The organism is Actinoplanes sp. NPDC051537, from assembly GCF_055586105.1.
Window position 1 is genome coordinate 401,624 of sequence record NZ_JBVJIU010000008.1, and the last position, 25,289, is coordinate 426,912.

Below are 25,289 nucleotides of genomic sequence, written 5' to 3' on the forward strand. Positions count from 1 at the left end.
CGAGAATACCGTCCACATCAGACCGCGGGGTGGCCGCCGGGCGATCCAGGGACTTGAATGATCGGCAGGGCTGACGGGGAGGAGCGAACCGTGGGTGAGGCATACGGCTGGGTGCCGGAGGGTGTGGACATCACGGTGCCGGACGCGTCGCGCGTCTATGACTACGCGCTCGGCGGGGTGCACAACTTCGCGGTCGATCGGGAGTTCTGGCATCGGGCCGAGGCGGCGTTCCCGGGGGCGGCGGCGGCCGCGCGGGCCAACCGGGCCTTCCTCGGGCGGGCCGTCCGGTGGCTGGCCGAGCGGGGCGTGAAGCAGTTCCTCGACATCGGGTCGGGCATCCCCACGCTCGGGAACGTGCACGAGGTCGCCCAGGAGGCCAACCCCGACGCCCGGGTCATGTACGTCGACATCGACCCGATCGCCGTGCAGCAGAGCCGGAGCCTGCTGGCCGGAAACCCGTACGCGCATGTGATCGAGGCCGACCTCCGCGACCCGGAAGGCATTCTCGCCCACCCCGAGGTGCTGCGGTTGTTCGACTTCTCCGAGCCGGTCGCCATCCTGACCGTCGCCGTCCTGCACTTCATCCCGGACTCGGCCGATCCCGCCGGGATCATGAAGCGGCTCGGCGACGCCATCGTCTCCGGCAGCTACCTGGTCGTCTCGCACGCCGGACCGGAGGCGACGCCGGAGGGGCGCGCACTTCAGGAGCAGGCCCGCAAGTTGTACGAGCGGACGCCCACCCCCGTCGTGATCCGTGAGCCGGACGAGGTGGCGGCGCTGATCGGCGGCGACTTCGAGATCGTGCCCCCCGGGGTGGTCGCCGCGACCAGCTGGCACCCCGACCCGGACGAGGCCGACGAGCCGCCGCAGCCGTCGGCGCTGGTCGCGGTGGCCCGTAAGCGCTGAGCGCGGCGGTATGCCGTTTCTTACGCGAAGTGCACGCGAGGCCCCTCTCCGTCACCATGAGTATCCACATTGACCGGATCAGTACGACGAAGCGTGTCGATCATGGCGTTTAGCGCATGACGGCCATCGAGGCAAGAATGGCCCGCAGCGGACGTGAATGGGCATAATTCGGCGGCCGTCACTTGGGAGGGCGGCGTGGGAGGACAGACGCGGATGAGGGCCGACCTCGCCCAGGACTGGCTGCGCGGCATCACCCGCGCCGGCTTCGTCCCCGGCGTACGTGCCAAAGCCCGCGCCGCCCTGCACGATCTGATCGAGGAGATGGTCGCGGCCCTGCGCGCCGAGCCCTTCGACCCGACCAAGGGCCGGCGGATCGGCGCCGAGCTCGTCGATCTACGGATGTCGGCCCCTCCCGTGATCGGGATGACCGTACGGCTGCTCGCCGAACGTCTCCCCGCCGCGGCCGCGAGCGATCAGCAACGCGTGCTGCAGTTGCTCGAGCACCTCACCACCGGCTTCGTCACCGCCCAGCGTGACGCCGCCGTCCAGGCCGCCGAGCAGATGAACCGCTCCGAAAAGATCCACTGGCGGCGGGTGCAGACCGACCTCCAGCAGCGGCTCCAGCACGCGCTGCTGCACGACCCGGTCACCGGCCTGCCCAACGAGCAGCGCCTGCGCCGCCATCTGGAGATGCCGGAGACGCCGCGGCTCGGCCTGTGCCTGCTCGGCGTCGACCGCTTCCCCGAGCTCGACGACACGCTCGGCCACGACAACGCGGGCAAGCTGCTCACCGCCGTCGCGCACCGGCTGCGGCAGCTTTCCGGCAGCGTCCTGGCCCATCTCGGCGATGGCCTGTTCGCCCTGGTAGCGGCCGAGACCGCGGGCCCGGACGAGGTGGTCAAGCTGGCCGACCAGGCGCGGCGCGCGTTGCAGGCGCCGTTCCCGCTGGACGGCCACTCGCTGCGGGTCGACGTGACCGCCGGGATCGCCGAGGGCCGCACCGCCGGCACGAACCCCGACCAGTGGCTGCGCGACGCCCGGCTCGCGCTCGGCTGGGCCCGGCGGGACCGGCACGACCACGCCGTCTTCGAGCCGGCCCGGGCCGAGGACGAGCGCCGCCGGCACCGCCTCGCCGCCGCCCTGCCCGCCGCGCTGGAGAACGGCGAGTTCCTGGCCTACTACCAGCCGCTCTACCGGCTGAGCGACCGGAGGATCATCGGCGTCGAGGCGCTGGCGCGCTGGCAGCGGCCGGACGGCACGCCGCCGCTCGGCCCGCCCGACTTCATCACGCCGGCCGAGCACACCGGCCTGATCCGCCCGCTCGGCCGGGCGCTGCTCGCGCAGGCCTGCCGCCAGGGCGCCGCCTGGCGCCGGGCCGGTCACGACCTGCTGATCAGCGTGAACCTGTCGCCGCTGCAGCTCGGCGAGCCGACCTTCGCGGCCGACGTCGCGGACATCCTGCACCGCTCCGGCCTGCCCGCCGGCAACCTCCAGCTCGAGATCACCGAGAGCACGGCGCTCGAGCAGGGCTACGAGACCCTTCAAAAGCTCAACGACCTGGGCGTACGGCTGGCGCTCGACGATTTCGGGACCGGTTACTCGAGCCTGGCCACGCTGTCCTGGCTGCCGCTGGCCAACGTCAAGCTGGCGGCCGAGTTCATGACCGACGCGGGCGGGCCGGCCGCCACCGAGGTGCTGCGCCACACGATCGCCCTGTGCCACGCGCTGGGCCTCACGGTGACCGCTGAGGGCATCGAGTCGGCGGATCAGGAAGGCTTGTTGCGCGACCTGTCCTGCGACAACGGCCAGGGCTACCTTTTCGCCCGCCCGGCGCCGGCCACCCAGATCACGCGCCGTCTCACTAGACTCGGGGCCGATCCATGGGGGTAGATGATGTCTGACCGCTTTCTCGATCCCGACGCGTCGATGGCCTACCTGCAGAGTTGGAAGGGCCGCATCGACAAGAAGGCCGCCGACACCCAGGCGATGAGCAACCGCCTGGGCGACCTGCGCATCACGGCCGAGGACGACAACGGCCTGGCCAAGGTGACGATCGACTCGACCGGCGTCCTGCTCGACGTGCAGCTCACCGACCGCATCCAGCGGGTGGGCCCCGAGGCCGCCGGCCGCGCGGTGATGACCGCCTTCGGCCGCGCCCGCCTGAAGGCCGCCCAGCAGTCCCGGGAAATCATCACCGAGACGATGGGGCCCGACTCGATCGCCGGCCGCACGATCGCCGAGCGGGTGGAGCAGCAGCTCCAGTCCCACTCGGACGACCGCTGGCCGGGCGACGACCGCTGACCGCCCGCCGGGCGAAAGCCGCCCGCCCGGGCGAGCGACGACCGCTGACCGCCCGCTGAGGGTCAGCGGCGGGTCGCCGCGGTGATCAGGTCGACCACCTCGCCGGGGTGGGTGACCATTGCCAGGTGGCCGGCCTCCGCCTCGACGGTGGTGGCGCCCATGCGGGCCGCGAACTGGCGCTCGGCCGCGGGCGGGATGGCCTCGTCCTGGGTCGCCACCAGGAACCACGACGGCAGGGCCTTCCACGCCGGGACGCCCATCACGTCGCCGAAGGCGGAGCCGGCGATGGGCTGCTGGACGGCGTGGAGCACGCGCGCCCGGGCCGGGTCGACGTCGGCGGCGAAGTGGCCGACGAAGTCGTTCTCGGGCAGCCAGATGAAGCCCTGCTTGTCGGTGACCAGGTGCTCCAGCGCGGGCGGGGTCGGGCCCTGGCCGAGCAGCGCGCCCAGCGCCTCGCCCTCGTCGAGGCCGAAGGCGGCGATGTAGACCAGGCCGACCGCGTTCGGGGCGTCAGTGCCCAGCGCGGTGACGATCTGGCCGCCGTAGGAGTGGCCGGCCACGATCGTCGGGCCGTCCTGCAGCTCCAGCACGTGCCGCAGCCGGGCCACGTCGTCGGCCAGCGACGTCAGCGGAAACTGCGGCGCGGTCACCCGGTGGCCGTCGGCCTGGAGGCGCGCGATGACGTCGGTCCAGCACGACCCGTCGGCCCAGGCGCCGTGCACGAGGACAATGTTCACGATGATCCCCTTCCCTATCAGCGAAGCTCATTGCCATGCTGGCCGACGGGGCTGAGCCGGGGGTATCCGCATGTTTACTGCACCGCCATCGCTGCGGGGCGACGAGTTGTCGCGTCTGTGCCGGCTCGTCGACCCGCCGCCGGCCGCGAGCCACGTGCGGATCGTCGCGGGCGAGCCGGGCATGGGCAAGACGGTCCTGCTCACCGGCCTGATCGCCAGGGCGAGGCAAAGCGGCCTGCGGGTCATGAGCGTCACCGGCCGCGAGTCCGAGAAGGATCTGGCCTTCGCCGGCCTGCACCAACTGCTGGGTCCGGTCCAGGATCGCCTCGCCGGCCTGCCCGACCGCCAGTCGCGGGCGTTGCGCGGCGCGTTCGGCCTGACCAACGACGAGGTCGGCGACGCCCTGCTCATCGGCATCGCCGTCTTGACCGTTTTATCGCAAATATCGGAGGAGAAACCATTATTGGTTGCCATTGATGACTTTCAGTGGCTCGACCAACCATCAGCGGACGCGTTGACCTTCGCCGCCCACCGGATGATCGACGATCCGATCACGATGGTGTTCGCAACCCGCACGAGAGCTAAGACCGACTTCGCCGAAATGATCCTCGAGCCGCTCCCCGTCGAGGACGCCGCCCGCCTGCTCGACCAGCAGCCGAACCCACCCCGGGGCCAGGCCCGCGAGCAGATCCTGACCCAGGCGGCCGGCAATCCCCTGGCCCTGGTCGAGCTGTCCAAAGTGGCGCAGAATCACCTCACCGCCGAGCCACTCCCGCTGACCGACCGGCTCACCGCGATCTTCGCCGTCAAGTTCGAGGAGCTTCCCCCGCCCGTACGGGAAAATCTCCTGCTCGCCGCGGTAGCCGAGGCGGCCCGCGTGCCCGGCGTCAACGCCACCACCCTCGCCCCGGCCGAGAAGGCCGGCCTGATCCGCATCGACCCGGCCGGCCCGCAGTTCACCCATCCCCTGGTCCGCGCCGCCGTCTATCACGCCGTCCCGTTCGCCGAACGAGCCGCCGCCCACCTGCGCGTGGCCGAGGCCCTGCACGACCAGCCCGACCGTCGCGCCTGGCACCTGGCCGCCGCCGCCCTCGACCCCGACGAACGGGTCGCCGCCCTTCTCGAGGAGACCGCCGCCCAGGCCCAGCGACGGGGTGGCGCCGCGGCCGCCGCCCGCGCCCTCGAACGTGCCGCCGAGCTCAGCCCCGCCGCCGCCGACCAGGCCCGCCGCCTGCTCGCCGCCTCCGCCCTGGCCCAGGCCACCGGCCAGGCCGACTGGGTGCGGGACCTCGCCGACCGGGTCCTCCGCACGAACGCCACCCCCGAGCAGCATCTCGCCGCCCGGCAGCGCATCGGCTGGGCCCAGATCTGGTCGGGATACCACGCCGCCGGGTTCGCCGCGCTGCTCGCCGTGGCCGAGGAGGCCGACGCCCCGGAGACCGCCTGGAACTCGCTCTCGTTCGCCGCCACCGTCGCCTACCAGGCCGGCTCGACCGACGATCGAGCCGCCGTGCTGCGCGCCCTCGACCGGATGCCCACGCCCTCGACCGAGCGCAAACTCTGGATCCGGGCGTGCACCGAGCCGCCCGGCGTCGAGGGGCAGATCACCGAGCCGGTCACCCATCCGGTGCTGGCGGGCTCGGCGGCCTGGCTGCTCGACCAGAGCGACCTGGCCGTCCGGTTGCTGCGCGACGAGCTCGACCGGTTGCGCGCGCCCGGCATGCGGGGCGGCAGCGGCGGCGCGATGTCGTCGCTGATGTGGGCGTGCGTCGACAGCGGCCGGTGGGACGAGGCGCTGGCGGTCAGCCGGGAGGCGCGCGAGGTGGGCGCCGCCTACGGGCTCGGCCCGGTGGTCGCCTCGGCCGAGCTGGCCACGGCCTTCGTCGGCATCCTGCGCGGCGACTACGAGCAGCTGGCACACCTGACGGCCGACCCGACGGTGTATCGATCGGTCGCGGCCCGGGTGCGGCATGCCGCCGGGCTGGTGGCCTACTTACAAGGCAACTTCCCCCTCGCGTACGCCCAATTGAGTCACCTCTTCACACCGGAGGGCGAGCCTCTGCACCACCGGGTGTCCTATTTGGCCATCGCCGACCTGGCGGCGGCCGCGGCGCGCGTGGAGCGCCCAGCCCCGATCGGGCGCGCGCTGGAGTCGATGGCGGCCGCCAACCCCCGGATGCGCCAGATCGCCGCCCGCGCCCGTGGCCTGCTCGTCGACCCGGCCCACTTCGAGGACGCCCCGGACGGCTCGCCGTGGCCGTTCGAGCAGGCCCAGCTGCGGCTCGACCAGGGCGAGTGGCTGCGCCGGCAGCGCCGCATCAACGACGCGAAGCCGGTGCTGGCGGCGGCCCTCGAGACGTTCCAGCGACTGCGGGCGACGCCGTGGATCCGGCGCGCCGAGACCGAGCTGCGCGCCTGCGGGGTCTCCGAGCGGACCGAGCCGGACGCGCTCGCCGAGCTCACCGCCCAGCAGCGCGAGATCGTCCTGCTGGCCGGGCGCGGGCTCACCAACGCCGAGATCGCCGACCGGCTCTTCCTGTCCCCGCGCACGGTCGCGTCGCACCTGTACCGCTCGTACCCGAAGCTCGGCGTCGCCGGCCGTCACCAGCTGCGCGACCTCACCCAAGCTCAGTCTCAAACCCGTTGAGCAGCCAGCGCAGCCCGCGCTCGAAGTTGTCGTCCGCGCTTTTCGCCGGCCCGTTGCCGAGCAGCTCGGCCAGGTGCGGGTAGTCGCCGCCGCTCACCAGCTCACGCAGGTAGGGCTGCAATGCCTCGCCCTGGCCGGACCGGGCCTGATCGCGCTCGCGCACCTCGCGTACCGCCACCCCGGTGCTGTAGTCGGCCACCGCCGTGAGCAGCCGCCACTTCCAGGTGGCGTCGGCCGCGAGCCCGTCCAGCACCGCGATCGACTGCTCGCTGTGCCGCAGCATCGTCGGCCCGACATGGCCGAGCACCGACCGCCGGGTGACCAGCTCGACCAGCCACGGGTGCCGGTGCGTCGTCGCCCGCTCGCGGCGGGCGATCGCGATCGTCGCCTCGCGCCAGTCGTCCGGCATCTCGCCCGGCGGCACCAGCGTCTCGGCCGCGATCTCGTCGGCCATCAGGTCGAGCAGGTCTTCCTTGCGCTCGATGTACGAGTACAGGCTCATCGCCCGCGCCTGGAGATCGGCGGCCACCCGCCGGATCGAGACCGCGTCGAGCCCCTCGGCGTCGGCGATCGCGATCGCGGCCGTGACGATCGCCGCGCGGCTCAGCGTGGTGCGTCGCCGGCCGTCCTCGCGGGCCCACACCGGGACCCTGATCTGCTGCTCGCCCATCGCCGCCAGCTTACACCGTAGCGTTTGCCGATACGGTGTACGGAGAAGCGCTACGCTGTATCACATGCTCGACACCGACCTGCGCAACACGTCCGTGGTGGTCGCACTCGGCGCGATCATGACGCTGATCGACTCCACGATCGTCAACGTCGCGGTGCACGTCCTCGGCCGCGAGCTCGGCGCCCCGCTGGCGACGATCCAGTGGGTCCTCACCGCCTACCTGCTGGCGCTGTCCATGACCGTCCCGATCACCGGCTGGGCGATCCGGCGCTTCGGTGCCCGCTCCGTCTGGCTCACCGCGTTGTCCCTGTTCATCGCCGGTTCGGTGCTGTGCGGCGCGGCCTGGTCGGCGGGCAGCCTGATCGCCTTCCGCGTCGTGCAGGGCGTCGGCGGCGGCCTGCTCGTGCCGGCCGCGCAGACGATGCTGGCCCAGCAGGCCGGCCCCCAGCGGATGGCCCGGGCGATGGCGGTCGTCTCGATCCCGGCGATGCTGGCGCCCGCGATCGGCCCGGTGCTCGGCGGCGTCCTGCTCGATCACCTGCCCTGGCGGTGGATGTTCCTGGTCAACGTACCCATCTGCGTGGTTGCTCTGTTCTTGGCCGTACGCCTGTTGCCCCCCGACACCGCCGACCGGAACCCCACCGACCTGGACGTCCTCGGCCTGGCGCTGCTCTCCCCCGCGGTGGCCCTGCTGATCAGCGGCCGCCCATGGCTGTTAGCCGGCGCCGCCCTGCTGGCGGCGTTCGTCGCACACGCCCGGCGCCGGGGTTCGCGCGCGCTCATCGACCTCGGCCTCTTCATGAATCGCCCACTGACCACCGCGGTGTGCGTGCTGTTCGGCTACTCGCTGGCCATGTCCGGCGTGCTGATCCTGATCCCGCTCTACGCCCAGGTGGTGCTGGGCCGCGACGCCCTCGACGCGGGCCTGCTGGTCGCCCCACTCGGCGCCGGCGCGATCGTCACCATGGCGCTGGCGGGCCGCCTGTCCGACCGCTATGGCGCCCGGCGTCCGGCCCTGGCCGGCCTGGCGCTGGTGCTGACCGGCCTGCTGCTGTGGACCCGGGTGGGCGCCGGGGCGACGTGGCCCTTGCTTCTCGCCGCCGGCTTCATCATGGGCTTGGGCCACGGAGCCGTCATCCCGGCGGTGCTGGCCGGCGCGTACCGGTCGCTGGAAAGCTCTTCGATCCCGAACGCCACCGTGGCCTCCACCATCCTGATCCGCCTGGCCTCGGCGTTGGGCGCCGCGATTCTCGCGTTCGTGCTGCAGGCGCAGTTGCGGGCGGGTGGGGTCGCTGGTGCGTTCGCGCACAGCTTTTGGTGGGCGTTCGGGATTACGGCCTTGGCCGCCTTGCCGGCCCTCCTGATCCGGGAGGCGGCCTGATCGTCGCTGGTGGCTTGGCGCCGTCGGCTCCGGTGCCCTCGTGTCCTCGCGCGCCCTCACCGCCCCGCGCCCTCACCGCCCCGCACCCTCACCGCCCCGCACCCTCACCGCCCCGCACCCTCACCGCCCCGCACCCTCACCGCCCGGCGCCCCTCGCCTCACACCCCTCGCCTCACGCCCCTTCCCCCTCACCGCCTCCTTGCCTCGCCCCCGCGGCCCCTCGTCCCGCGCTCCCATCGCCGTCGCGGGCCCGCGTGTCCTCGCCGCCCCTGCTGCTCATCTGGCACAGCCGTCCCGCACACCACGCCGACCGCCCCACCCACCCACCCACCGCTCCCGCCGCCTGATCTCACCCATCCGCTCCTGTGGACAACGGCGAAAAGTTGTCGTACCCCGCTGCTTTACTCACCCCACCCAGAAAACGGGGTGGGGTCGAGTGACAGCCAAGAAGCGGGGTGGGGTCGAGAGCCGCCCAGGAAACGGGGCGGGGCTGAGTAGCCGCCCAGCAAACAGGCCAGGGCCAAGCCGCCACCCAACCAACAGGCCAGGGCCAAGCCGCCACCCAACCAACAAGCAGGGCCAAGCCGCCACCCAAGAGGTCAACTCACCGCCACCCCCACAAATCGCGGCAATCGACGGCTGTCAAATCGGCGGCTGCGCCCCCGAGCCCGATCGGATGAGATACCCAAGGGTTCTGCGTGCCGCGCCCCCGTGGGCGTTCGCGGCCCGGTACCCCTGAACGGCGAGCGACGGAGAGGGGATGCCGCGGGTGGGCACGAAGACAACGGACGTCCCGGAGCAGGCCCGTCCCCCGGCGGTCGAGTTCACCCTGCCCGAGCTGCGTAACGCCTGGTGGGAACACGGCCTGCGGCAGCGGGCGTCGACCGGGGTCCTCGGGGTGTTCGCCGAGCAGCCGGTGCTGCTCAAGCAGGCCGCTCGCATCAGCTGGCAGGCCGATCGGATGCGCACGCTGCTGGTCGTCGCCGCGACCGTGGGTGGCGGCGTGATGTCCACGTTCGGGCTGCTCTCGACGCAGCGGCTGCTCGTGGAGCTGTTCGCCGGCGGCCCGACCCCGGATCGCGTGCGCGCCGCCCTGCCCGCGCTGGCGCTGCTCACGGTGGTGACGGCGGTGCGCGGCGCGCTCGGCATCGCGGTCGGGTACGCGCAGAACGGGCTCACCCCCAGGGTCAACCAGGCCGCCGAGCGGGGTCTGTTCGAGGCCACCACCGCGGTCGAGCTGGGCGCCTTCGATCAGGACGCGTTCGCCGACGACATGGAGCGCGCCACCCGGGGCAGCGATGCCGCGATCGGCCTGGTGCAGGGCATGACCAACATGCTGGCGGGGCTGGTGAACCTGCTCGCCGTCGCGGTGGCGGTGGTGGTGATCAATCCGCTGCTGCTGGCCGCGCTGGTGGTGGCGACGCTGCCGAACGGCTACGCGGCGGTGCGGGCCGGGCATCTGCGGTACGCGTCGTACCTCAACGGCTCCGTCCGGCGGCGACGGCTCTGGGTGCTCCAGCGCCAGATGGCCGAACGCGACTCGGCGCCGGAGCTCCGGTCGTACGCGCTGCGTGGTTTTCTGCTCGGGCAGTACGACATGGTGATGAACGCCCAGACCACCGAGGACCTCGCCCTCGCCCGCCGGGTCACCACCACGACCAGCGTCGGCGCCGTGATCAGCGGTCTCGGCCTGGGCGGCGTCTGGGTGCTGCTCGGCCTGCTGCTCTGGGACGGCCGCATCCCGCTGTCGGCCGCCGTGACCTGCGTCGTCGCCGTGCAGGCGGCCCAGCGCGCGCTGTCGACGGTGACGTTCCAGCTGGACCGCATCTACACCGACGGCCAGTTCTTCAAGGGCTACACCGACTTCCTCGACCGGGCCCGCTCGTTCCTGCCGGCGACGCTGCCGGGACGGCCCAGCGCTCCGGTGCTGCGCGACGTGGCGATCAAGAACGTGAGCCTGCGCTACCCCGATCGGGACGACCCGGCCGTCGACGACGTGAGCCTGACCATCACGGCCGGCCAGACGGTTGCCTTCGTCGGCGAGAACGGCTCGGGCAAGTCCACCCTGGCCGCGATGATCGCCGGCCTGCGCGCGCCCTCCGAGGGAACCATCTCCTGGAACGGCCGGCCGCTGGCCGAGTGGGACCAGGAGTCGCTGCTCTCCCGGGTCGCCGTCGTCCTCCAGGAGCACCACAAGTGGCCGTACACGGCGGCCACCAACATCGCGATGGGCGACCTGACCATCGGCCCCGAGCAGTCCCGGATCGAGGGCGCCGCGGCGCGGGCCGCCGCCCACGAGACGATCCTGGCCCTCCCGCACGGCTACCAGACGCTGCTCGACCGCACGTTCAAGGACGGCCAGGACCTCTCCGGCGGCCAGTGGCAGCGACTGGCCGCCGCCCGCGGCATCTATCGCGACGCCGAGCTGCTGGTCACCGACGAGCCGTCCTCGGCCCTCGACCCACGGGCCGAGGACACCCTGTTCCAGGCGCTGCGCGAACGCCAGGGGCGCAAGACCACGATCCTGATCACGCACCGCCTGGCCAACGTCATCCACGCCGACCGCATCTTCGTCCTGCACGAGGGCCGCCTGGTCGAGGACGGCACCCACGCCGAGCTGATGACCGCCGGCGGCCGGTACGCGGAGCTGTTCACGCTCCAGGCGGCCGGCTACACCGCGCAGCCGCCCAGCCGATGACCGACCGACTGCGGAGAAGCCCACGGGGCCGGACGCCGGCGTCAGCCGTGCCCGGCCCCGAGGACTCGCCGACCGGGTTCGCGGTGCTCTGTGCCGCCTTGCTCATCGCCGTCGAGGTCGAGGTCGATGACGGTGGCGGGTTGATTTGACCGTTCGCCGGGCCGGAGCATGTTCAGCAGTTCCTCGGCCGCCTGGGCCACTTGCGCGACGCTTTCCGTCGTGCGTTCGGCGTAGGAGAGGTGCAGGTGCGGAAGAACGAGCCGGAGATCCAGCAGTTCCATCACCATCCGCGCCAGGGTGGCATTGGCCCGGATGGAGCGTTCCGCGCTCCTTTCCCGGATTTCGTCCGACGCCAGACGCGCCCGCATATCCTGCTCACGAATCTTCGCCGCGGTCCGCAACCGCGCCAATTCCTCGTTCTCGACCGCCCGGGCGGCCGCCGCAATCTTCCTCCCGCGCTCCTTGGAACGCTCGATTATCGCGGCCCGGATCTCCGGATCGCTCAGCAGCTCCTCGGCCTTCTCCACGCGCTCGCGAATACGGATCGGGAGATGCTGTTCGAGATCGTCGTTCAATAGCAGCTGAACCCGATGGGGCCGGGATCGGTACCGGGCATGCTTGGCATGGGAGACGCCGGCGATCCGGTGTTCCGGCGGCCATTCCTTCGCCGTGTAATAGCAATCCTTGAGCGGATTGATGCCGAAACCGATCGCGTCGGCGAACCGGGTGAGCTGGATCTGCGCCTCGCTGGTCCGGGCCCGGGACTCGGCCGGGGGCACCGCTTCGAGAGCAAGGTCGCCGAGAGCCCACCGGTCCACCGGATCCCGGGAGAGCAGGCGCCTGCCCTGGGCGACGAACTCCGCCCAGCCCCGTGCGGACAACGCTACTTCCGGGGCGCCGCGGCGGAGATCGCCCGGGCGGGCTCCCCGGCCGTCAGAGCCGAGAAGTCGGGTGTGGCCACCTGCATCAACCGGCCGACCGCCGTCGTGACGCTGATGCCCAGCTCCCGCTTCATGCGGTCGGCGATTCCCTCGAAGGTCATGCCGACCAGCGCGCAGTCGTCGCGCACACTGCCGCTGACCTTGACGATCTGATCCCCACGGGGGCGGACGTAGTACTCGATGATGAGGTCCTGGTCGTCCGTCGCGACCTTCACCGGGACGGTGAAGCCGTCCCGGGTGACCTTCGCATCGACCAGTAGCAGACCCTTGTGGATCAGCAGGGTCTGCACGGCGCCGGACCGGCTCGTGCGGCTCATCGTGCCCCAGAGGAGCGCCGTGATGTCGGCGACTGCCCGGGCGCGCTCCTCCAGATCCGGATGGTCCTTGGGTTCCCGCTTGAGAATCGTCGCCTCGTCGTCGCGGAGACGAGTTTTCGACAAGAACCCGGGCAACACCCGGTTGATGAGCGCTTCCGAGGTCAGCCCGAGCTGGCCGAGCCTGGCCTTTTTGATCAGAACGTCGTCGTCGCCGGCGAGAACGGGTTGATCGGCATAGATATCGCGCAGGCTGACGGCAAGGGTGTCTTGCTTGAGGACCTTGTTGTCTTCCTCGTAATAGCCTTGAATCGCCAGGGCGTCCAGGGCCAATGGATTATCGCGCCAACTCATGGCAAAGTCCTTCCCTCTTACGGGTCGGCTCCGTTGTGGAGCGTTGCCGTTCCGAGGGCTCGAACGCTATTCCCCGATCAATCGGCGAGGCAAGGCGAGTACTCCTATCGAGGAGATCAGTCCTTCAGAAGCTGCCGCGCCATCACGATGCGCTGCACCTGGTTCGTACCCTCGTAGATCTGGGTGATCTTTGCGTCGCGCATCATGCGCTCGACCGGGTAGTCGCGGGTGTAGCCGTAGCCGCCGAGCAACTGGACCGCGTCGGTGGTGATCTCCATGGCGGCGTCGGAGGCGAAGCACTTCGCGGCCGCGCCGAAGTAGGTCAGGTCGGCGTCGCCGCGCTCGCTCTTGCCGGCCGCGGCGTACGTCAGCTGCCGCGCCGCCTCGAGCTTCATGCCCATGTCGGCCAGCATGAACTGGATGCCCTGGAAGTCGGCGATCGGCTTGCCGAACTGCTTGCGCTCCTTCACGTAACCGAGGGCGAAGTCGAGCGCGCCCTGGGCGATGCCGATGGCCTGGGCCGCGATGGTCACCCGGGTGTGGTCGAGCGTCTTCATCGCGGTCGCGAAGCCGGTGCCCTCCTCGCCGATCATGCGGTCGGCCGGAATGCGCACGTTGTCGAAGTACACCTCGCGGGTCGGCGAGCCCTTGATCCCGAGCTTCTTCTCCGGCGCCCCGAACGAGACCCCCTCATCCGACTTCTCCACGACGAAAGCGGAGATCCCCCGCGAGCGCGAGGAGGGGTCGGTGGTCGCGAAGACGGTGTAGAACTCGGACACCCCGGCGTTCGTGATCCACCGCTTTACGCCATTGAGAACATAGAAATCCCCATCCCGTACGGCCCGGGTCGTCATCGACACGGCATCGGAACCGGCCTCGGGCTCCGACAGGCAGTACGAGAACATCGCCTCCCCCGAAGCGACCTTGGGCAGGTACCGCGACTTCAAGTCGTGGGAGCCCGCGATCAGCAGCGGCATCGTCCCCAGCTTGTTCACCGCGGGAATGAGCGACGAGGAAGCACAGGCCCGCGCCACTTCCTCGATCACGATGGCCGTGGCCAGCGCGTCCGCGCCCGCGCCGCCGTACTCAGCAGGGATGTGCGGCGCATGGAAGTCGGAGGACCGCAGCGCCTCGTAGGACGCCTTCGGGAACTCCGAGGTCTCGTCCGCCTCGGCGGCATTGGGCGCCACCCGCGCGTCACAGACCTCGCGGACCGCCGCACGGATGGTCTCGTGGTCCTCCGGCAGCCGGTACACGTCGAACTCAGACATATGGGCGCGCCCTTTCACAACTGAGAAGCGGAAACCACGAGCTATGTTACCGACGCGTAGCGCGCGCCGACCAGGGGCTTGGTCGTTAAGCGGGACGTGACACATCCCCGCTTGTCGTTCCTAGGCACCGGCTACCTGGGCGCCACGTACGCCATCTGCTTCGCCGAGCTCGGCTACGAGGTGATCGGCGTCGACGTGGACGCCGCCAAGATCGACGCGCTGGCGGCGGGCCGGGTGCCGTTCCACGAGCCGGGCCTGGAGGACCTGCTCCGGCGGGGTCTGGCCGGCGGGCGGCTGCGCTTCAGCACCGAGTACGCCGACGCCGCCGAGCACGCCGACGTGCACTTCATCTGCGTGGGCACACCCCAGCGCCCGGATGGGATGGGCGCCGATCTCACGTACGTCGAACAGGCCGTCACCCACCTCGCGCCGCTGCTCGAGCGCCGCGCCCTGATCGTCGGCAAGTCGACCGTGCCGGTGGGCACGGCGGCGTGGGTGGAGCAGCTGGTCGCCAAGCTCGCCGATCCCGCCCTGGGCGTGGAGGTGGCCTGGTCGCCCGAGTTCCTCCAGGAGGGCTACGCGGTCGAGGACGTGCTGCGCCCCACCCGGATCATCGCCGGCGTCCGCTCGGAGTGGGCGAACAACCTGCTCGCGGCGGCGCACAAAGGGGTTTTCGACCTCGCCGCCACCGAGGACCGCGAGGTGCCGCTGGTGGTGACCGACTTCGCGACGGCCGAGCTGGTCAAGGTGGCCGCGAACGCGTTCCTGGCCACGAAGATCAGCTTCATCAACGCGATGGCCGAGGTGTGCGAGGTGGCCGGCGGCGACGTCACCCAGCTGGCCCGCGCGATCGGCTACGACCCGCGGATCGGCAACCGGTTCCTCCAGGCCGGGCTGGGCTTCGGCGGTGGCTGCCTGCCCAAGGACATCCGCGCGTTCCAGGCCCGGGCCCAGGAGCTGGGCGCGGGCGAGGCGCTGCGCTTCCTGCACGAGGTCGATCTGATCAACACACGGCGGCGGGGGCGGGTGCTCACCCTCGCGGCCGAGTTGCTGGACCGGCCGGTCGGCCCGGCGGGGCCGGACCTTTCCGGGACCCGGGTGGCGGCGCTGGGTGCGGCCTTCAAGCCCAATTCGGATGATGTACGGGATTCTCCCAGTCTCGCGGTGGCGCTGGCTCTCGCCGCGGCGGGTGCGGCCGTCACCGTCTACGACCCCCAGGCGATGGCCAACGCCCGCCGGGTGCAGCCGTCCCTCGCGTACGCGCCGAGCCTCACCGACGCCGTACGCGACGCCGAGCTTGTGGTGATCGCCACCGAGTGGGCCGAGTTCCGCAACGCCGACCCGGTGGCCCTCGGCGAGCTCGTCGCCGCACGCCGGGTCATCGACGGCCGGAACTGCCTGGACCCCGCTCAGTGGGCGCGCGCCGGGTGGACCTTCCGAGGGATGGGTCGCCCGACCGCGTGACGACGTCGGCGGCGTTTCGCGCCCGTTTCCATAGATCTCCGCCCCCGTGAGCCTGTTCTAATGAGGTGTCGTACCGGCATGCTCTGGTTATCCCCACCGAGCGGGCGGCCGGACGGGGTCGAGGAGGTGCCGTGGCGCAGGCTGGACAGTCCGACAGCTACGACGAGGAGCTGTCTCGGATCGATGCCTCGATCGCTGATCTGAAGATCCGCGACATGGCCGCCGCGAAGGAGCGCACCCAGATCGCCGCCAAGATCCAGGCGGCCCAGTTCCAGCGAGACATCCTCGCCCACGCCAACCAGCAGTCAAAGGCGAAAAAGGCGACAAAATCCCGGCGCGTACGGCGAAAGCCCACCGAGGACTATCCGCCCCCGCCTCCCCCCACCGGCCGTGTCGACGAGCCGCCCCCGCCCCCGCCCGGCGCCACGCCGATCGACGAGACCCCGCCGCCCCCGCCCGGGGCGGGCCCGAGTGATCCGCCGCCCCCACCGGCCGGGGCCGCCGCCGGTCCGGCATCGACCGCTTCCCGTCCGACCAGCCCGCCGCCGGCCGGGTCGCGCGCTGCCGGCCCACCGCCGGGCGGGTCGCGCGCCGCGGGCCCACCGCCGGCCGGATCTCGCGCCGCGGGCCCACCGCCGGCCGGATCTCACGCCGCGGGCCCACCGCCGGCCGGATCTCGCGCCGGCGGCCCACCGCCCACCGGATCGCGTGCCGCCGGCCCGCCGCCGGGCGGGTCACGCGCTGCCGGCCCGCCCCCGGGCGGGTCACGCGCTGCCGGCCCACCTCCAGCCGGCGCCCGGGGCCGCCCGACCGGGCCGCGCCCCAGCTGGTCGCCGCCCGGCACCGCGCACACCGGCCCGCCCGGGGCCGCCAGCGACGGCGTGACCGCCCTGGTCGACGACCCGCCGCCGACCGAGCGGGTCGCCCCGGCGCCACCGCGCCGGGCCGGCTTCACCGGCGGCGAGCAGCACCCGCCCGAGGCCTCCACCCAGTCGGTGCAGAACATCCTGCTCGCCCTGGGCGCGCTGCTGATCGGCGTGGCGGCCGTGGTCTTCGCCGGCGTCGCCGTCGACAACCCGCTGGCCCGCGCCACGATCCTGGCCGTCTTCACCGCGATCGCCCTGGTCGCGGCCCCCGGCATCGCCCGCCGCGGGCTGAGCTCGACCGCCGAGACGGTGGCCGGCGTCGGCCTGATCCTGCTGCCGATGACCCTCTACGCGCTGCACGACAGCGCGCTGGCCGGCGGCGATCGGGTGTCGCTGCCGCTCTACCTCGGCGTCACCTTCGCGCTCACGGCGGTGGCCGGCGCCCTCTACGCGACCGCGACCCGGCTCAGCGCGCCGCGCTACGCCACGGTCGTCGCGCTCCAGCCGGTGCCGCTGCTGCTCGCGTACCCCTCGATCCACAGCCCGGCCGGCTGGGGCATGGCCCTGACCGTGGTGGCCGTGCTCGACCTGCTGCTGCTCACCACGGTGATCCGCAGCGGGCGGCTGGTGCCGCAGTGGCCGATCGGCCGCCCGGTCCCCGCCGACCGCGAGACGCTCGCCGACGCCGACGAGGCACACGCCGCCGGAGTCGCCGACTTCGCGGCCCGTGACTTCGAGGCGCCGCTCGCGACACCGCAGCGTCCCGAGTCGCTGCCCGAGGAACCCGACCTCATCCTGCACGGGATGACCGGCCGCCGGCGCTGGCGCTGGCTGCCGACCCGCATCTTCCCGGGGCCGCGCCCGGCCGGCGCCCCGCCCGCGGGCTCGGTCTCGCTCGCCCCGCCGGCCTCGCCGCCGTCCGCCGACTGGCTGCGCGAGCTCACGTTCGCGCTGCTCTGCGTGGCCAGCGCGGGCGCCCTGCTCTACTCCTCGGTGGCGCTGCTCCAGGCCGGCGTGGTCGCCGACGCGATGCGCTCGGGCCTCGTGTTGGTGCTGGCCGCGCTCGCCGCAGTCGCCGCCGCCCACCTGCTCGACAACCTGCTGGCCCGCAACATCACCGGCGGCGTGCTGACCATCGCCGTGATCGGCTCGGCCGCCCGGATCGCCGACGTGGTGTCGCCGCACTGGACGCTGGTGGTGGCCGCGGCCACGATCGCGGTCGCCGGCGCCGTGGTCGGCCTGCTGCCCGCGGCCGTCCGCACCGGGCCCGAGATCGCCTCGGCCATCGCCCTGGTGATCCTCACCCTCTTCCTGACCATCGACGGCGTCCGCGCGGCCCTCGCCCCGCTCCAGGCCGCCCGCCCGATCTGGAACGCCGACACCGAGCACTACGCGCAGCGCATCGCCGAGGCGGCCGGACCGTCCGGCTGGCTGCTGGCGTTCAGCGCCCTGCTGGTCACCATCGCGGCCGCGCTCGCCCTGCCGCGCGCCTGGCGGCACGAGGGCGCCGTGATCGGCGTCGCGCTGACCGCCCTGGCCGTGCCCGCCTCGCTCGGCCTGCGCTGGTCGGAGGCGCCCTGGCCGCTGGTCCTCGGCTCGATCGCGATCGGCGGCGCGGGCCTGGCCGCGAGCACCCGCCGGATCGCCGTCACCCACGTGGCCGCCGCCGGCGCCGTCGGCCTCTTCGGCGCGGGCGCCGCGCTCAGTGCCTCCTGGCTCACCGCCGCCGTGCTCACCGCTCTGGCCGGCGCCGGCGTGATGATCGCCGTGGCCGCGCGCCAGATCCCGATCCGGCTCTACGCCTGGCTGGTCGGCGACTGGGCCGCCGGCGCCGCCGCGCTGGCCCTGCCCGGCGCCGTGGTCACCGGCGCGCTCGCCGTCTCCGACACCGGCAACGGCCCGCCGCCGACCGAGGCCGTCACCGTGCCCGCGCTGGCCGTCGGCTTCCTGGCCGTCGCCGCCACGCTCAGCTACGCCGCCGTCTTCCAGGTCGCCCGCCGCGAGATCAGCGTCCCGCTGACCGCCGGCACCGGCCTCGGCGCCGTCGCGCTGGCCCTGGCCGCCCTGCTCGCCCCCGGCGCCACCGCCCCCGACATCTGGGTCGGCGCGCTGCTGCTGGTCGCGGCCGGCCTGCTGTTCTTCGCCCGCTCGATCGACAACGGCCGGCGCAGCGACCGGGTGCTGGACGGCCCCGACATCGCGGCCGCCGCCGCCACGGTGGCGATCTGCGGCGCCCTGGCCCGGGTGTTCGCGCTGGCCTTCCCGAACGCGCCGCTCGCCGTCGCCGGCGTGGTCGTGCTGATCGTCGCGCTCGGCGTGGCGGCCCTGCCCGACGACTGGCGCCGCGGCCCGGTGCGCGGCCTCGCGCTGGCCGGCGTCGTGGTCGGCGCGATCGCCGGCTGGCAGGCGCTGGCCGGCGGCTTGCGCGTGCTCGGCCTGCACGGCGCGGTCTGGGCCGCCGACCTGTCGCAATACTCGACGACGCCGCCCGCGGGCGCCTGGCAGGCCCCGTTCGCGCTGGTCGTGGTGGCCATCGCGGCCGCCTTCGCGGCGCCCCGCCCCTGGTCGTACGCGATCTCCGCGACCTGCGGCGCGCTGGCGGCGATCGGCACGCCGTTCGCGATCGGGCTGCCCTGGTGGTCGCCGCTGCTCGTGGGCGGGGCGGTCGGGGTCGCGTACGCGATGGCCGCGATCGCCGCCACCGACCCCCGCGCCGCCCTCTGCCGCGCCGCCGCGGCCGCCGCCGTCCTCCTGCACGCCGCCGGCGCCGGCCTCGCCCGCCCCTGGTCCACCGGCCTCGCCCTGCTGATCATCGCCGCCACCGGCGCGCTCACCGCGGCCATGGCCCGCACGCCGGTCGCCTACACGATGGCCCCCGAGAATGCTCCCGCGCTCGATTCCGGCGGCTTCTGGACCCCGGTCATCACCGAGGCCGACCTGGCCCGCGACGACACCGGCATGCCCCGCCACCGCGCCCAGATCGGCGGCGCCGCCACCGGCGCCGTGCTGGTCACGCTGCCCGGCGTGCTGGCCGCGCTCGCCGCCGAGCAGGGCAACAGCGCCCAGGTCGTGCTCACCGCCGCGCTGGCCGCCTCGAGCCTCGGCCTGGCCGTGCTCGCCTCGATCGCCCGCTGGATCCCGCAGTACCTGCCGTGGGCCACCGTCGGCCTGGTGCTGGGCGCGACCGGCACCGCGTTCGCGTCGATCCCCACGCCGTACTCGACCGCCCTCTACGCCGCCGCCGCGGCCCTGCTCGGCGTGCTCGCCGAACTGCTGCGCGGCGCCACCCCCGCGCCCGGCCTCACGGTGGCCCGCAACCGATTCTGGTCCGGCACCCGCTACGAGGCGTCGCGCTGGACCGCCCTGCGCCCGAGCGGCCTGAGCGGCCGCTGGATGGTCGACCCGGCCACCAGCGCGGTGCTGATCGCCCTGATCCCGACGATCCTGGCGCTGTTCTCGATCGCGCCCGCCCTCAAGGCGGCGCTGATCGACCCGCTCCAGCAGGCGCGGCACATCTGGGACGGCCCGATCGCGGCGCTGGCCCAGCCGGCGTCGGGCTACGTCGACGGCACCAGCGTCCTGGCCATCGGCCTGCTCACGGCGGCGGCCGCGCTGGCCGCGATCGGCTTCGGCGGCCGGGCCTCGGAGGCGGTGCCGGTCATCCTCCCCGGCGTGGCGATCACCATCCTGATCGCGCCCATCGCCCTGCGAGCGCCGTTCCCGGCCGCCACCTCGGCGGGCCTCATCGTCTTCACGATCGTCATGCTCGGCCTCGCCCTCACCCCACCACCGATCGCGACCCGGGCCCCGTTGCTGCGTACCACCCGCAATGTGGTTTTCGTGATCGGCCTGCTGGCCGGGAACGCGGGCCTGTCCGGCAGCCTCGCCCAGCAGAACCTGACACTGTTCACGCTCGGCTCAGCCGTGGGTGTCGGCCTGGTGGCGGCGCTGGCCGGCAAAACCCAGCACGCCCGCATCCTCGGTTGGCTGTTCGCCGCCCTGATGGGCCAGCTCTTCGTCCTCGCGGTCGCGGTGGCCGCCGGCGTCGAGCGCTCGTGGGCGTCCTTCGGCGTCCTCGCCGTCGGGGCCGCCCTGCTGATCATCGAAGCCACGGTCCCGCGCCTGGGCCTCCCGCAGTACCGGCCCGAGGCCACCACGGTCGAGTGGGCCGGCTACACGTCGGCAATCCTGGCCGGCGCGCTGGCCTACGACTCCCCCGCCCACCTGGCCGTCCTGCTGGCGGCGTGGGGCGCGGTCCTCGGCCTGGCGGCGTCGCGTTCCGGCCGCTCGGCCAACCAGCGGCGCCTGCTCTTCTGGCTGGCGGTGGCCTTCGAGATCGTCGGTTGGTGGCTCTTCATAGCCCTCGGCGGCGTGGCGCTGCCCGAGGCGTACACCCTGCCGTTCGCGGGCATGGCCCTGGCGGTGGGAATCGTCGAATCCCGCACCCGCACCGACCTGTCGAGCTGGGCCGCGTACGGTCCCGCGCTGCTGGCGGCGTTCGTCCCCACGATCGGCATAGTCCTGGCCGGCAGCGGCGGCGAGTTGCGCGAGGTACTGCTCCTGCTGGGCGCCGTGGCCACGCTGATCGTCGGCTCGACCTACCGCCAGCAGGCCCCGGTAGTAGTCGGCGCCGTGGCGACCGCCATCGCCGCGATCCACTTCGCGGTGACGCTGGTGGGCCCGTGGGTTGTCCTGCTGCCGCTGGGCGTAATCCTGCTGATCTTCGGCGCGACGAACGAAAATCGGCGCCGTACCCGAGAGGGCCTGAAGAACAGACTGGTCGGGATGCGCTGAGTGGTGGGGCGGTCTCAGGCTGCCGGGTGGGGCGCTTTCAGGCTGCCCCGGGTGGGGCGCTTTCGGGCTGCTGGGTGGGGCGCTTTCGGGGCTGCCGGGTGGGGCGCTGCCGGGCTGACGAGCAGGGCGCTGCCGGGCTGACGGGCTGGGCGCTGCCGGGCTGACGGGCTGGGCGCTGCCGGGCAGGGCGCTTGGCTTGTGGACAGCCGAGCAAAAATGTCATAGGCCGCCGGTATGTTGCCCCCACCCAGTGCCGAGGGTGGGGAACGTAACGGCCGCCGCCTCACACGACCGCCTCACACGACCGCCCCACGGTCGCTTCGACCGGCTGGCATGACGCCTAGAGGGAGGCTACCGCCGATCCGACCGCCCCCTCAGTCGGCGAGGCGAATCGCCAGCTCGATCTGCCACTTGGTCTTCATGCGCTCGACCCGCGGATCGGTCAGATACATCTCGTAGCGACACCCGAAGCGATCCCCACCAGGATCTTCAGCGACGTCCATGACCAAGCCGTTCCCGCGAATCCAGTCGATCAGCGCACCATTGGCCCGCCGCCCGTGGTTGACGTAGGTCATCGTGGCGTAGCGCCCGGCCGGCAGTACCCCCGGCGCTGTCCGGCCCACGGGCGTGACCGGCGCCGACGTCTCGATGCCGACCTCGATGTCCATCGGGCCATCCATATCCACCACGCGCAGGCGAAAGAACGTGTGCCCGTCGCCGACCCCCGCGTCGTAGAGCTCCTGCATCAACCGGTCGCGGACGGCGAACATCCCGCGAAACGGCGTGACCACCCGGATCCCCGCGAAGTGCCGATCGGGCTTTTCGGCTACGGCCGGCGGGGTGATGATCTCCATCAGGCGCGGACCAGATCCCGTACGCGATCGGGCTGTGGATTGACCATCGCCCCGCTTGCCGTGATCACCGTCGGCACCGTCTCGTTGCCGTCCGCCACCGCCCGCACCGAGGCCGCGCCCTCGGGGTCGGCCCAGATGTCCACCCAATGCAGACGGTTCGCGTCGCGGCCCAGCGACGCCCGCAACCGCATGCAGAACGGGCAGCCCGGGCGCCAATAGACGATCGGCCGCCCGTCCTCGGCGCTGGCCGCCCGCGCGGTCGCGTCGGGAACCGACTTCGGGAAGGCGCGCGGCGACGTCAGCCCCGCGATGACGGCCAGGACGACGAACAGCACGACGGCGGTGCCGACATTGCCCGCCGCCAATGAGGTCGCCCCGGCGAAGAGCGCGAGGACGAGCATGACGACCGACAATCCCCACCGCCGCATCATGGGGGTGACGCTACCCCAACAGGCGGTCGCGCAGCGCGGCGTCCTTCTCGGCCACGAGCTTCTCGAGACCGGCCTGGAACGCCGTCATCTTGTCGCGCAACGCCGGGTCGGACGCGCCCAGAACGCGCACGGCCAGCAGGCCGGCGTTGCGCGCGCCGCCGATCGAGACCGTCGCGACCGGCACGCCGGCCGGCATCTGGACGATCGACAGCAGCGAGTCCATGCCGTCGAGGTGCTTGAGCGGCACCGGTACGCCGATCACCGGCAGCGGGGTCAGAGCGGCGACCATGCCGGGCAGGTGGGCCGCACCGCCGGCGCCCGCGATGATGACCTTGATGCCGCGGTCGGCCGCTCCCTCGGCGTAGTCGACCATTTTGCGTACGGTGCGATGGGCCGAAACGACGCCGACCTCGAACGGCACCTCGAACTCGGCCAGCGCGACCGCCGCCGCCTCCATCGTGGGCCAGTCGGAGTCGCTGCCCATGATGATGCCGACGACCGGTGCCATTACTCGCCCTCCTGGAGCCACTTGGCGGCCCGGGCCGCGCGGGCCCGCACCGAGTTCATGTCGTCGCCGAGCACGGTCACGTGGCCGATCTTGCGACCGGGCCGCACCTGCTTGCCGTAGAGGTGCACGCGCGCGCCCGGATCGGTGGCGAACAGGTGGTGCACGCGCTCGTCGATCGAGATGCCGCCCGGGGCGCCGCCCAGCACGTTGGCCATCACGACCGCGGGCGCGGTCAGCGTCGTCGCGCCCATCGGGTAGTCGAGCACCGCCCGCAGGTGCTGCTCGAACTGGGACGTGCGCGCGCCCTCGATCGTCCAGTGCCCCGAGTTGTGCGGCCGCATCGCGAGCTCGTTGACCACGATGCCCCGGTCGGTCTCGAACAGCTCGACCGCCAGCAGGCCGACCACATCGAGCGCGTTGGCCAGGTCGATGGCGAGCTGCTGGGCCTCGATCGCCAGCGACTCCCGCAACCCGGGTGCGGGCGCGAGCACCTCGACGCAGATGCCGTCCCGCTGCACGGTCTCGACCACCGGATAGGCCGCGACCTGCCCGAACGGCGACCGCGCCACGAGCGCGGCCAGCTCGCGCCGGAGCGGCACACGCTCCTCGACCAGCAGCGCCGTGCCGGTGGCGACCAGCGCGGCGGCCTCGGCCGGGTCGTCGAGCATCCAGACGCCCTTGCCGTCGTACCCGCCGCGGACCGCCTTGGCCACGACCGGCCGGCCGACCTCGCCCGCGAAGGCCTCGATGTCGGCCGCGGTCTCGACCAGCCGCCACCGCGGCACCGGCGCGCCCAGCTCGGCGAGCCGCTCCCGCATCCGCCCCTTGTCCTGCGCGAAGACCAGCGCCCGCGACCCCGGGAACACCTTCACGCCTTCGCTCTCGAGCGTCGCGATGTGCCCGGTCGGCACATGCTCGTGGTCGAACGTGACGGCGTCACACCCCTTGGCAAACTCACGCAGAGCAGCCAGATCGGTATGCGTCCCGATGTGCACATCGGCGGCCACCAGGGCGGCACTGTCATCGGGCGAGACACTGAGCACGCGCAGTGACTGGCCAAGGGAGATCGCGGCCTGGTGGGTCATCCGGGCCAGTTGCCCGCCGCCCACCATGCCGACTACGGGCAGACCGGTTCGGTTATCCATCGCCCGACAAGCCTAGCTGCGCCCCTCGGCCGGGTTATCCACAGCCCCGGCCAGGCGCTGCTCAGATTCCGTAGCATTGCGGCATGAGCGCTGAAGCAATCGGCAGGAACATGCCTGACGTCATCACGCTCGATGACCTTGCCGCCATGATCTCCGCCGATACGCACGGCCGACGGTACGAGACCAGTCCCGAGGGAGTTCTCTTCGTCGTGCCACCCCCTGAAAGCGATCACGCGGTCGTCGCGAGCCGCATCATGTTCTGGCTCGCTGGCGGCGGCTGGCCGATCGAGCAGATCGTGCAGGCCATCGGCATCCGGATTCCGGGGCCGGACGGCGACGGCGGCCGCATGCCCGACCTCACCGTGTGGTCCAAACCGCTGCCTCGCGGGTCGGTGTGGCTGCCGACCGCCGACATCGCGCTGGCGGTCGAGATCGTCTCGCGCGGTTCCGAAGCGATCGATCAACTGGTCAAGGTCGCCGAATATGCGAGCGCCGGCATCCCTCGCTATTGGACGGTCGCCCGCGATCCCGCCCAAACCATGACTTTGTTCCGGCTCACCGACGGCACCATCTACGAGACGGTGGCGCAAATGCCGCTGTCCGAGCTGCTGGAGGCCGCGCCCGGCGACTTCCTTCAGGCCTGATCGCGCAGGCGGGCGAGGAGGGCCTCCGGGTCGGTCACCGGGCGGTCACAAACAAAGCCGCGGCAGACGTACGCGGTGGGAGCGCCCCCGATGAGGGGACGGGCGGCCAGCAGCGGGACGCCGGGCCGGTCCGGCTCGCCGACGACGATCACGGCGCCGGGCGGAGCGTGGCGACGCGCGGCCTCGACCAGGGCCGCGACCGCGGGATCGGCACCGGCCCGGCCGGCGGCGGCCTCACCGGCGTCAGCCGAAGCGGCGTCAGCAGGCGCGGCGTCAGCAGGCGCGGCGTCAGCAGGCGCGGCGTCAGCAGGCGCGGCGTCAGCAGGCGCGGCGTCAGCAGGCGCGGCGTCAGCAGGCGCGGCG

General features: G+C 72.6%; 19 protein-coding genes and 1 pseudogene. 9 read left to right on the forward strand and 11 right to left on the reverse strand.

Annotated elements, in window-relative coordinates; all coding sequences use genetic code 11:
• Nucleotides 1–57: 57 nt before the first annotated feature.
• The 3 genes from ACZ6TB_RS22135 (at nucleotide 58) to ACZ6TB_RS22145 (ending at nucleotide 3,207) form a co-directional block, all read left to right on the forward strand.
• Nucleotides 58–906 (forward strand): SAM-dependent methyltransferase, encoded by an 849-nt coding sequence (locus ACZ6TB_RS22135; RefSeq protein WP_465556427.1) that lies wholly within the window; start codon nucleotides 58–60, stop codon nucleotides 904–906.
• A 213-nt stretch (nucleotides 907–1,119) separates the two neighbouring features.
• Nucleotides 1,120–2,796, forward strand: a complete 1,677-nt coding sequence (locus tag ACZ6TB_RS22140) for a putative bifunctional diguanylate cyclase/phosphodiesterase (RefSeq protein ID WP_465556428.1) — start codon at nucleotides 1,120–1,122, stop codon at nucleotides 2,794–2,796.
• Nucleotides 2,797–2,799: 3 nt separating this feature from the next.
• Nucleotides 2,800–3,207, forward strand: coding sequence for a YbaB/EbfC family nucleoid-associated protein (locus ACZ6TB_RS22145; protein WP_465556429.1), 408 nt, complete (start codon nucleotides 2,800–2,802; stop codon nucleotides 3,205–3,207).
• 62 nt (nucleotides 3,208–3,269) lie between these two features.
• Here ACZ6TB_RS22145 and ACZ6TB_RS22150 read toward each other — a convergent pair whose 3' ends face one another.
• The gene (locus tag ACZ6TB_RS22150) at nucleotides 3,270–3,944 is read right to left on the reverse strand and encodes an alpha/beta fold hydrolase (RefSeq protein ID WP_465556430.1); all 675 of its coding nucleotides are present in this window, start codon (nucleotides 3,942–3,944) and stop codon (nucleotides 3,270–3,272) included.
• A gap of 70 nt (nucleotides 3,945–4,014) precedes the next feature.
• Between ACZ6TB_RS22150 and ACZ6TB_RS22155 the strand changes: the two genes are divergently transcribed.
• A complete protein-coding gene (locus ACZ6TB_RS22155) occupies nucleotides 4,015–6,591 on the forward strand; it encodes a helix-turn-helix transcriptional regulator (protein ID WP_465556431.1) in 2,577 nt (858 codons plus the stop codon).
• On the opposite strand, the gene ACZ6TB_RS22160 is transcribed toward ACZ6TB_RS22155, so the two are convergent.
• Complete coding sequence (locus ACZ6TB_RS22160; RefSeq protein WP_465556432.1) at nucleotides 6,563–7,261, reverse strand: TetR/AcrR family transcriptional regulator C-terminal domain-containing protein; 699 nt, start codon at nucleotides 7,259–7,261, stop codon at nucleotides 6,563–6,565. The genes ACZ6TB_RS22155 and ACZ6TB_RS22160 overlap by 29 nt on opposite strands.
• Nucleotides 7,262–7,325: 64 nt before the next feature.
• Here ACZ6TB_RS22160 and ACZ6TB_RS22165 point away from each other — a divergent pair, with 64 nt between their 5' ends.
• Nucleotides 7,326–8,642, forward strand: coding sequence for a DHA2 family efflux MFS transporter permease subunit (locus ACZ6TB_RS22165; RefSeq protein ID WP_465556433.1), 1,317 nt, complete (start codon nucleotides 7,326–7,328; stop codon nucleotides 8,640–8,642).
• Between the two features lie 769 nt (nucleotides 8,643–9,411).
• The gene (locus ACZ6TB_RS22170; protein WP_465556434.1) at nucleotides 9,412–11,340 is read left to right on the forward strand and encodes an ABC transporter ATP-binding protein; all 1,929 of its coding nucleotides are present in this window, start codon (nucleotides 9,412–9,414) and stop codon (nucleotides 11,338–11,340) included.
• Between the two features lie 41 nt (nucleotides 11,341–11,381).
• Here the strand turns inward: ACZ6TB_RS22170 and ACZ6TB_RS22175 are convergent, their stop codons facing one another.
• From ACZ6TB_RS22175 to ACZ6TB_RS22185, 3 genes are all read right to left on the reverse strand, one after another.
• The gene (locus ACZ6TB_RS22175; RefSeq protein ID WP_465556435.1) at nucleotides 11,382–12,221 is read right to left on the reverse strand and encodes a DEAD/DEAH box helicase family protein; all 840 of its coding nucleotides are present in this window, start codon (nucleotides 12,219–12,221) and stop codon (nucleotides 11,382–11,384) included.
• A 2-nt stretch (nucleotides 12,222–12,223) separates the two neighbouring features.
• A complete protein-coding gene (locus ACZ6TB_RS22180; protein WP_465556436.1) occupies nucleotides 12,224–12,949 on the reverse strand; it encodes a hypothetical protein in 726 nt (241 codons plus the stop codon).
• 116 nt (nucleotides 12,950–13,065) lie between these two features.
• Entirely contained in the window at nucleotides 13,066–14,220 is a 1,155-nt protein-coding gene (locus ACZ6TB_RS22185) for an acyl-CoA dehydrogenase family protein (protein WP_465556437.1), read from the reverse strand.
• 96 nt (nucleotides 14,221–14,316) lie between these two features.
• Here ACZ6TB_RS22185 and ACZ6TB_RS22190 point away from each other — a divergent pair, with 96 nt between their 5' ends.
• Nucleotides 14,317–15,684, forward strand: coding sequence for a UDP-glucose dehydrogenase family protein (locus ACZ6TB_RS22190; RefSeq protein WP_465556438.1), 1,368 nt, complete (start codon nucleotides 14,317–14,319; stop codon nucleotides 15,682–15,684).
• Nucleotides 15,685–16,565: 881 nt separating this feature from the next.
• Nucleotides 16,566–21,344 carry an SCO7613 C-terminal domain-containing membrane protein gene (locus tag ACZ6TB_RS22195; protein WP_465556439.1) on the forward strand — a complete coding sequence of 1,593 codons (4,779 nt, stop codon included), beginning with the start codon at nucleotides 16,566–16,568 and terminating at the stop codon, nucleotides 21,342–21,344.
• 374 nt (nucleotides 21,345–21,718) lie between these two features.
• Here ACZ6TB_RS22195 and ACZ6TB_RS22200 read toward each other — a convergent pair whose 3' ends face one another.
• The 4 genes from ACZ6TB_RS22200 to ACZ6TB_RS22215 are packed head-to-tail and all read right to left on the reverse strand — an operon-like array spanning nucleotide 21,719 to nucleotide 24,282.
• Nucleotides 21,719–22,198, reverse strand: a complete 480-nt coding sequence (locus ACZ6TB_RS22200) for a GyrI-like domain-containing protein (RefSeq protein WP_465556440.1) — start codon at nucleotides 22,196–22,198, stop codon at nucleotides 21,719–21,721.
• Complete coding sequence (locus ACZ6TB_RS22205) at nucleotides 22,198–22,629, reverse strand: glutaredoxin domain-containing protein (RefSeq protein ID WP_465556441.1); 432 nt, start codon at nucleotides 22,627–22,629, stop codon at nucleotides 22,198–22,200. The genes ACZ6TB_RS22200 and ACZ6TB_RS22205 overlap by 1 nt, the downstream gene beginning before the upstream one ends.
• 10 nt (nucleotides 22,630–22,639) lie before the next feature.
• Nucleotides 22,640–23,137 (reverse strand): 5-(carboxyamino)imidazole ribonucleotide mutase, encoded by a 498-nt coding sequence (purE, locus tag ACZ6TB_RS22210; RefSeq protein WP_465556442.1) that lies wholly within the window; start codon nucleotides 23,135–23,137, stop codon nucleotides 22,640–22,642.
• On the reverse strand, nucleotides 23,137–24,282 hold the full coding sequence (locus ACZ6TB_RS22215) for a 5-(carboxyamino)imidazole ribonucleotide synthase (protein WP_465556443.1): 1,146 nt from the start codon (nucleotides 24,280–24,282) through the stop codon (nucleotides 23,137–23,139). Before ACZ6TB_RS22215 ends, purE begins: the two co-directional genes overlap by 1 nt.
• Nucleotides 24,283–24,365: 83 nt before the next feature.
• Here ACZ6TB_RS22215 and ACZ6TB_RS22220 point away from each other — a divergent pair, with 83 nt between their 5' ends.
• Nucleotides 24,366–24,926, forward strand: a complete 561-nt coding sequence (locus ACZ6TB_RS22220) for a Uma2 family endonuclease (RefSeq protein WP_465556444.1) — start codon at nucleotides 24,366–24,368, stop codon at nucleotides 24,924–24,926.
• On the opposite strand, the pseudogene ACZ6TB_RS22225 reads toward ACZ6TB_RS22220, so the two are convergent.
• A pseudogene (locus tag ACZ6TB_RS22225) lies at nucleotides 24,917–25,138 on the reverse strand (hypothetical protein); the annotation flags it as partial. The gene ACZ6TB_RS22220 and the pseudogene ACZ6TB_RS22225 sit on opposite strands and share 10 nt — an antisense overlap.
• Nucleotides 25,075–25,289 (reverse strand): hypothetical protein (locus tag ACZ6TB_RS22230; protein WP_465556566.1); only part of this gene is annotated, 215 nt, incomplete at its 5' end. The pseudogene ACZ6TB_RS22225 and the gene ACZ6TB_RS22230, both read right to left, overlap by 64 nt.

Coding starts and splice junctions, on each gene's coding strand:
- ACZ6TB_RS22215 (WP_465556443.1), bottom strand. CDS start 24,282: ATGGATAACCGAACCGGTCTGCCCGTAGTCGGCATGGTGGGCGGCGGG.
- ACZ6TB_RS22165 (WP_465556433.1), top strand. CDS start 7,326: ATGCTCGACACCGACCTGCGCAACACGTCCGTGGTGGTCGCACTCGGC.
- ACZ6TB_RS22185 (WP_465556437.1), bottom strand. CDS start 14,220: ATGTCTGAGTTCGACGTGTACCGGCTGCCGGAGGACCACGAGACCATC.
- ACZ6TB_RS22145 (WP_465556429.1), top strand. CDS start 2,800: ATGTCTGACCGCTTTCTCGATCCCGACGCGTCGATGGCCTACCTGCAG.
- purE (WP_465556442.1), bottom strand. CDS start 23,137: ATGGCACCGGTCGTCGGCATCATCATGGGCAGCGACTCCGACTGGCCC.
- ACZ6TB_RS22155 (WP_465556431.1), top strand. CDS start 4,015: ATGTTTACTGCACCGCCATCGCTGCGGGGCGACGAGTTGTCGCGTCTG.
- ACZ6TB_RS22160 (WP_465556432.1), bottom strand. CDS start 7,261: ATGGGCGAGCAGCAGATCAGGGTCCCGGTGTGGGCCCGCGAGGACGGC.
- ACZ6TB_RS22200 (WP_465556440.1), bottom strand. CDS start 22,198: ATGGAGATCATCACCCCGCCGGCCGTAGCCGAAAAGCCCGATCGGCAC.
- ACZ6TB_RS22220 (WP_465556444.1), top strand. CDS start 24,366: ATGAGCGCTGAAGCAATCGGCAGGAACATGCCTGACGTCATCACGCTC.
- ACZ6TB_RS22140 (WP_465556428.1), top strand. CDS start 1,120: ATGAGGGCCGACCTCGCCCAGGACTGGCTGCGCGGCATCACCCGCGCC.
- ACZ6TB_RS22205 (WP_465556441.1), bottom strand. CDS start 22,629: ATGATGCGGCGGTGGGGATTGTCGGTCGTCATGCTCGTCCTCGCGCTC.
- ACZ6TB_RS22180 (WP_465556436.1), bottom strand. CDS start 12,949: ATGAGTTGGCGCGATAATCCATTGGCCCTGGACGCCCTGGCGATTCAA.
- ACZ6TB_RS22135 (WP_465556427.1), top strand. CDS start 58: ATGATCGGCAGGGCTGACGGGGAGGAGCGAACCGTGGGTGAGGCATAC.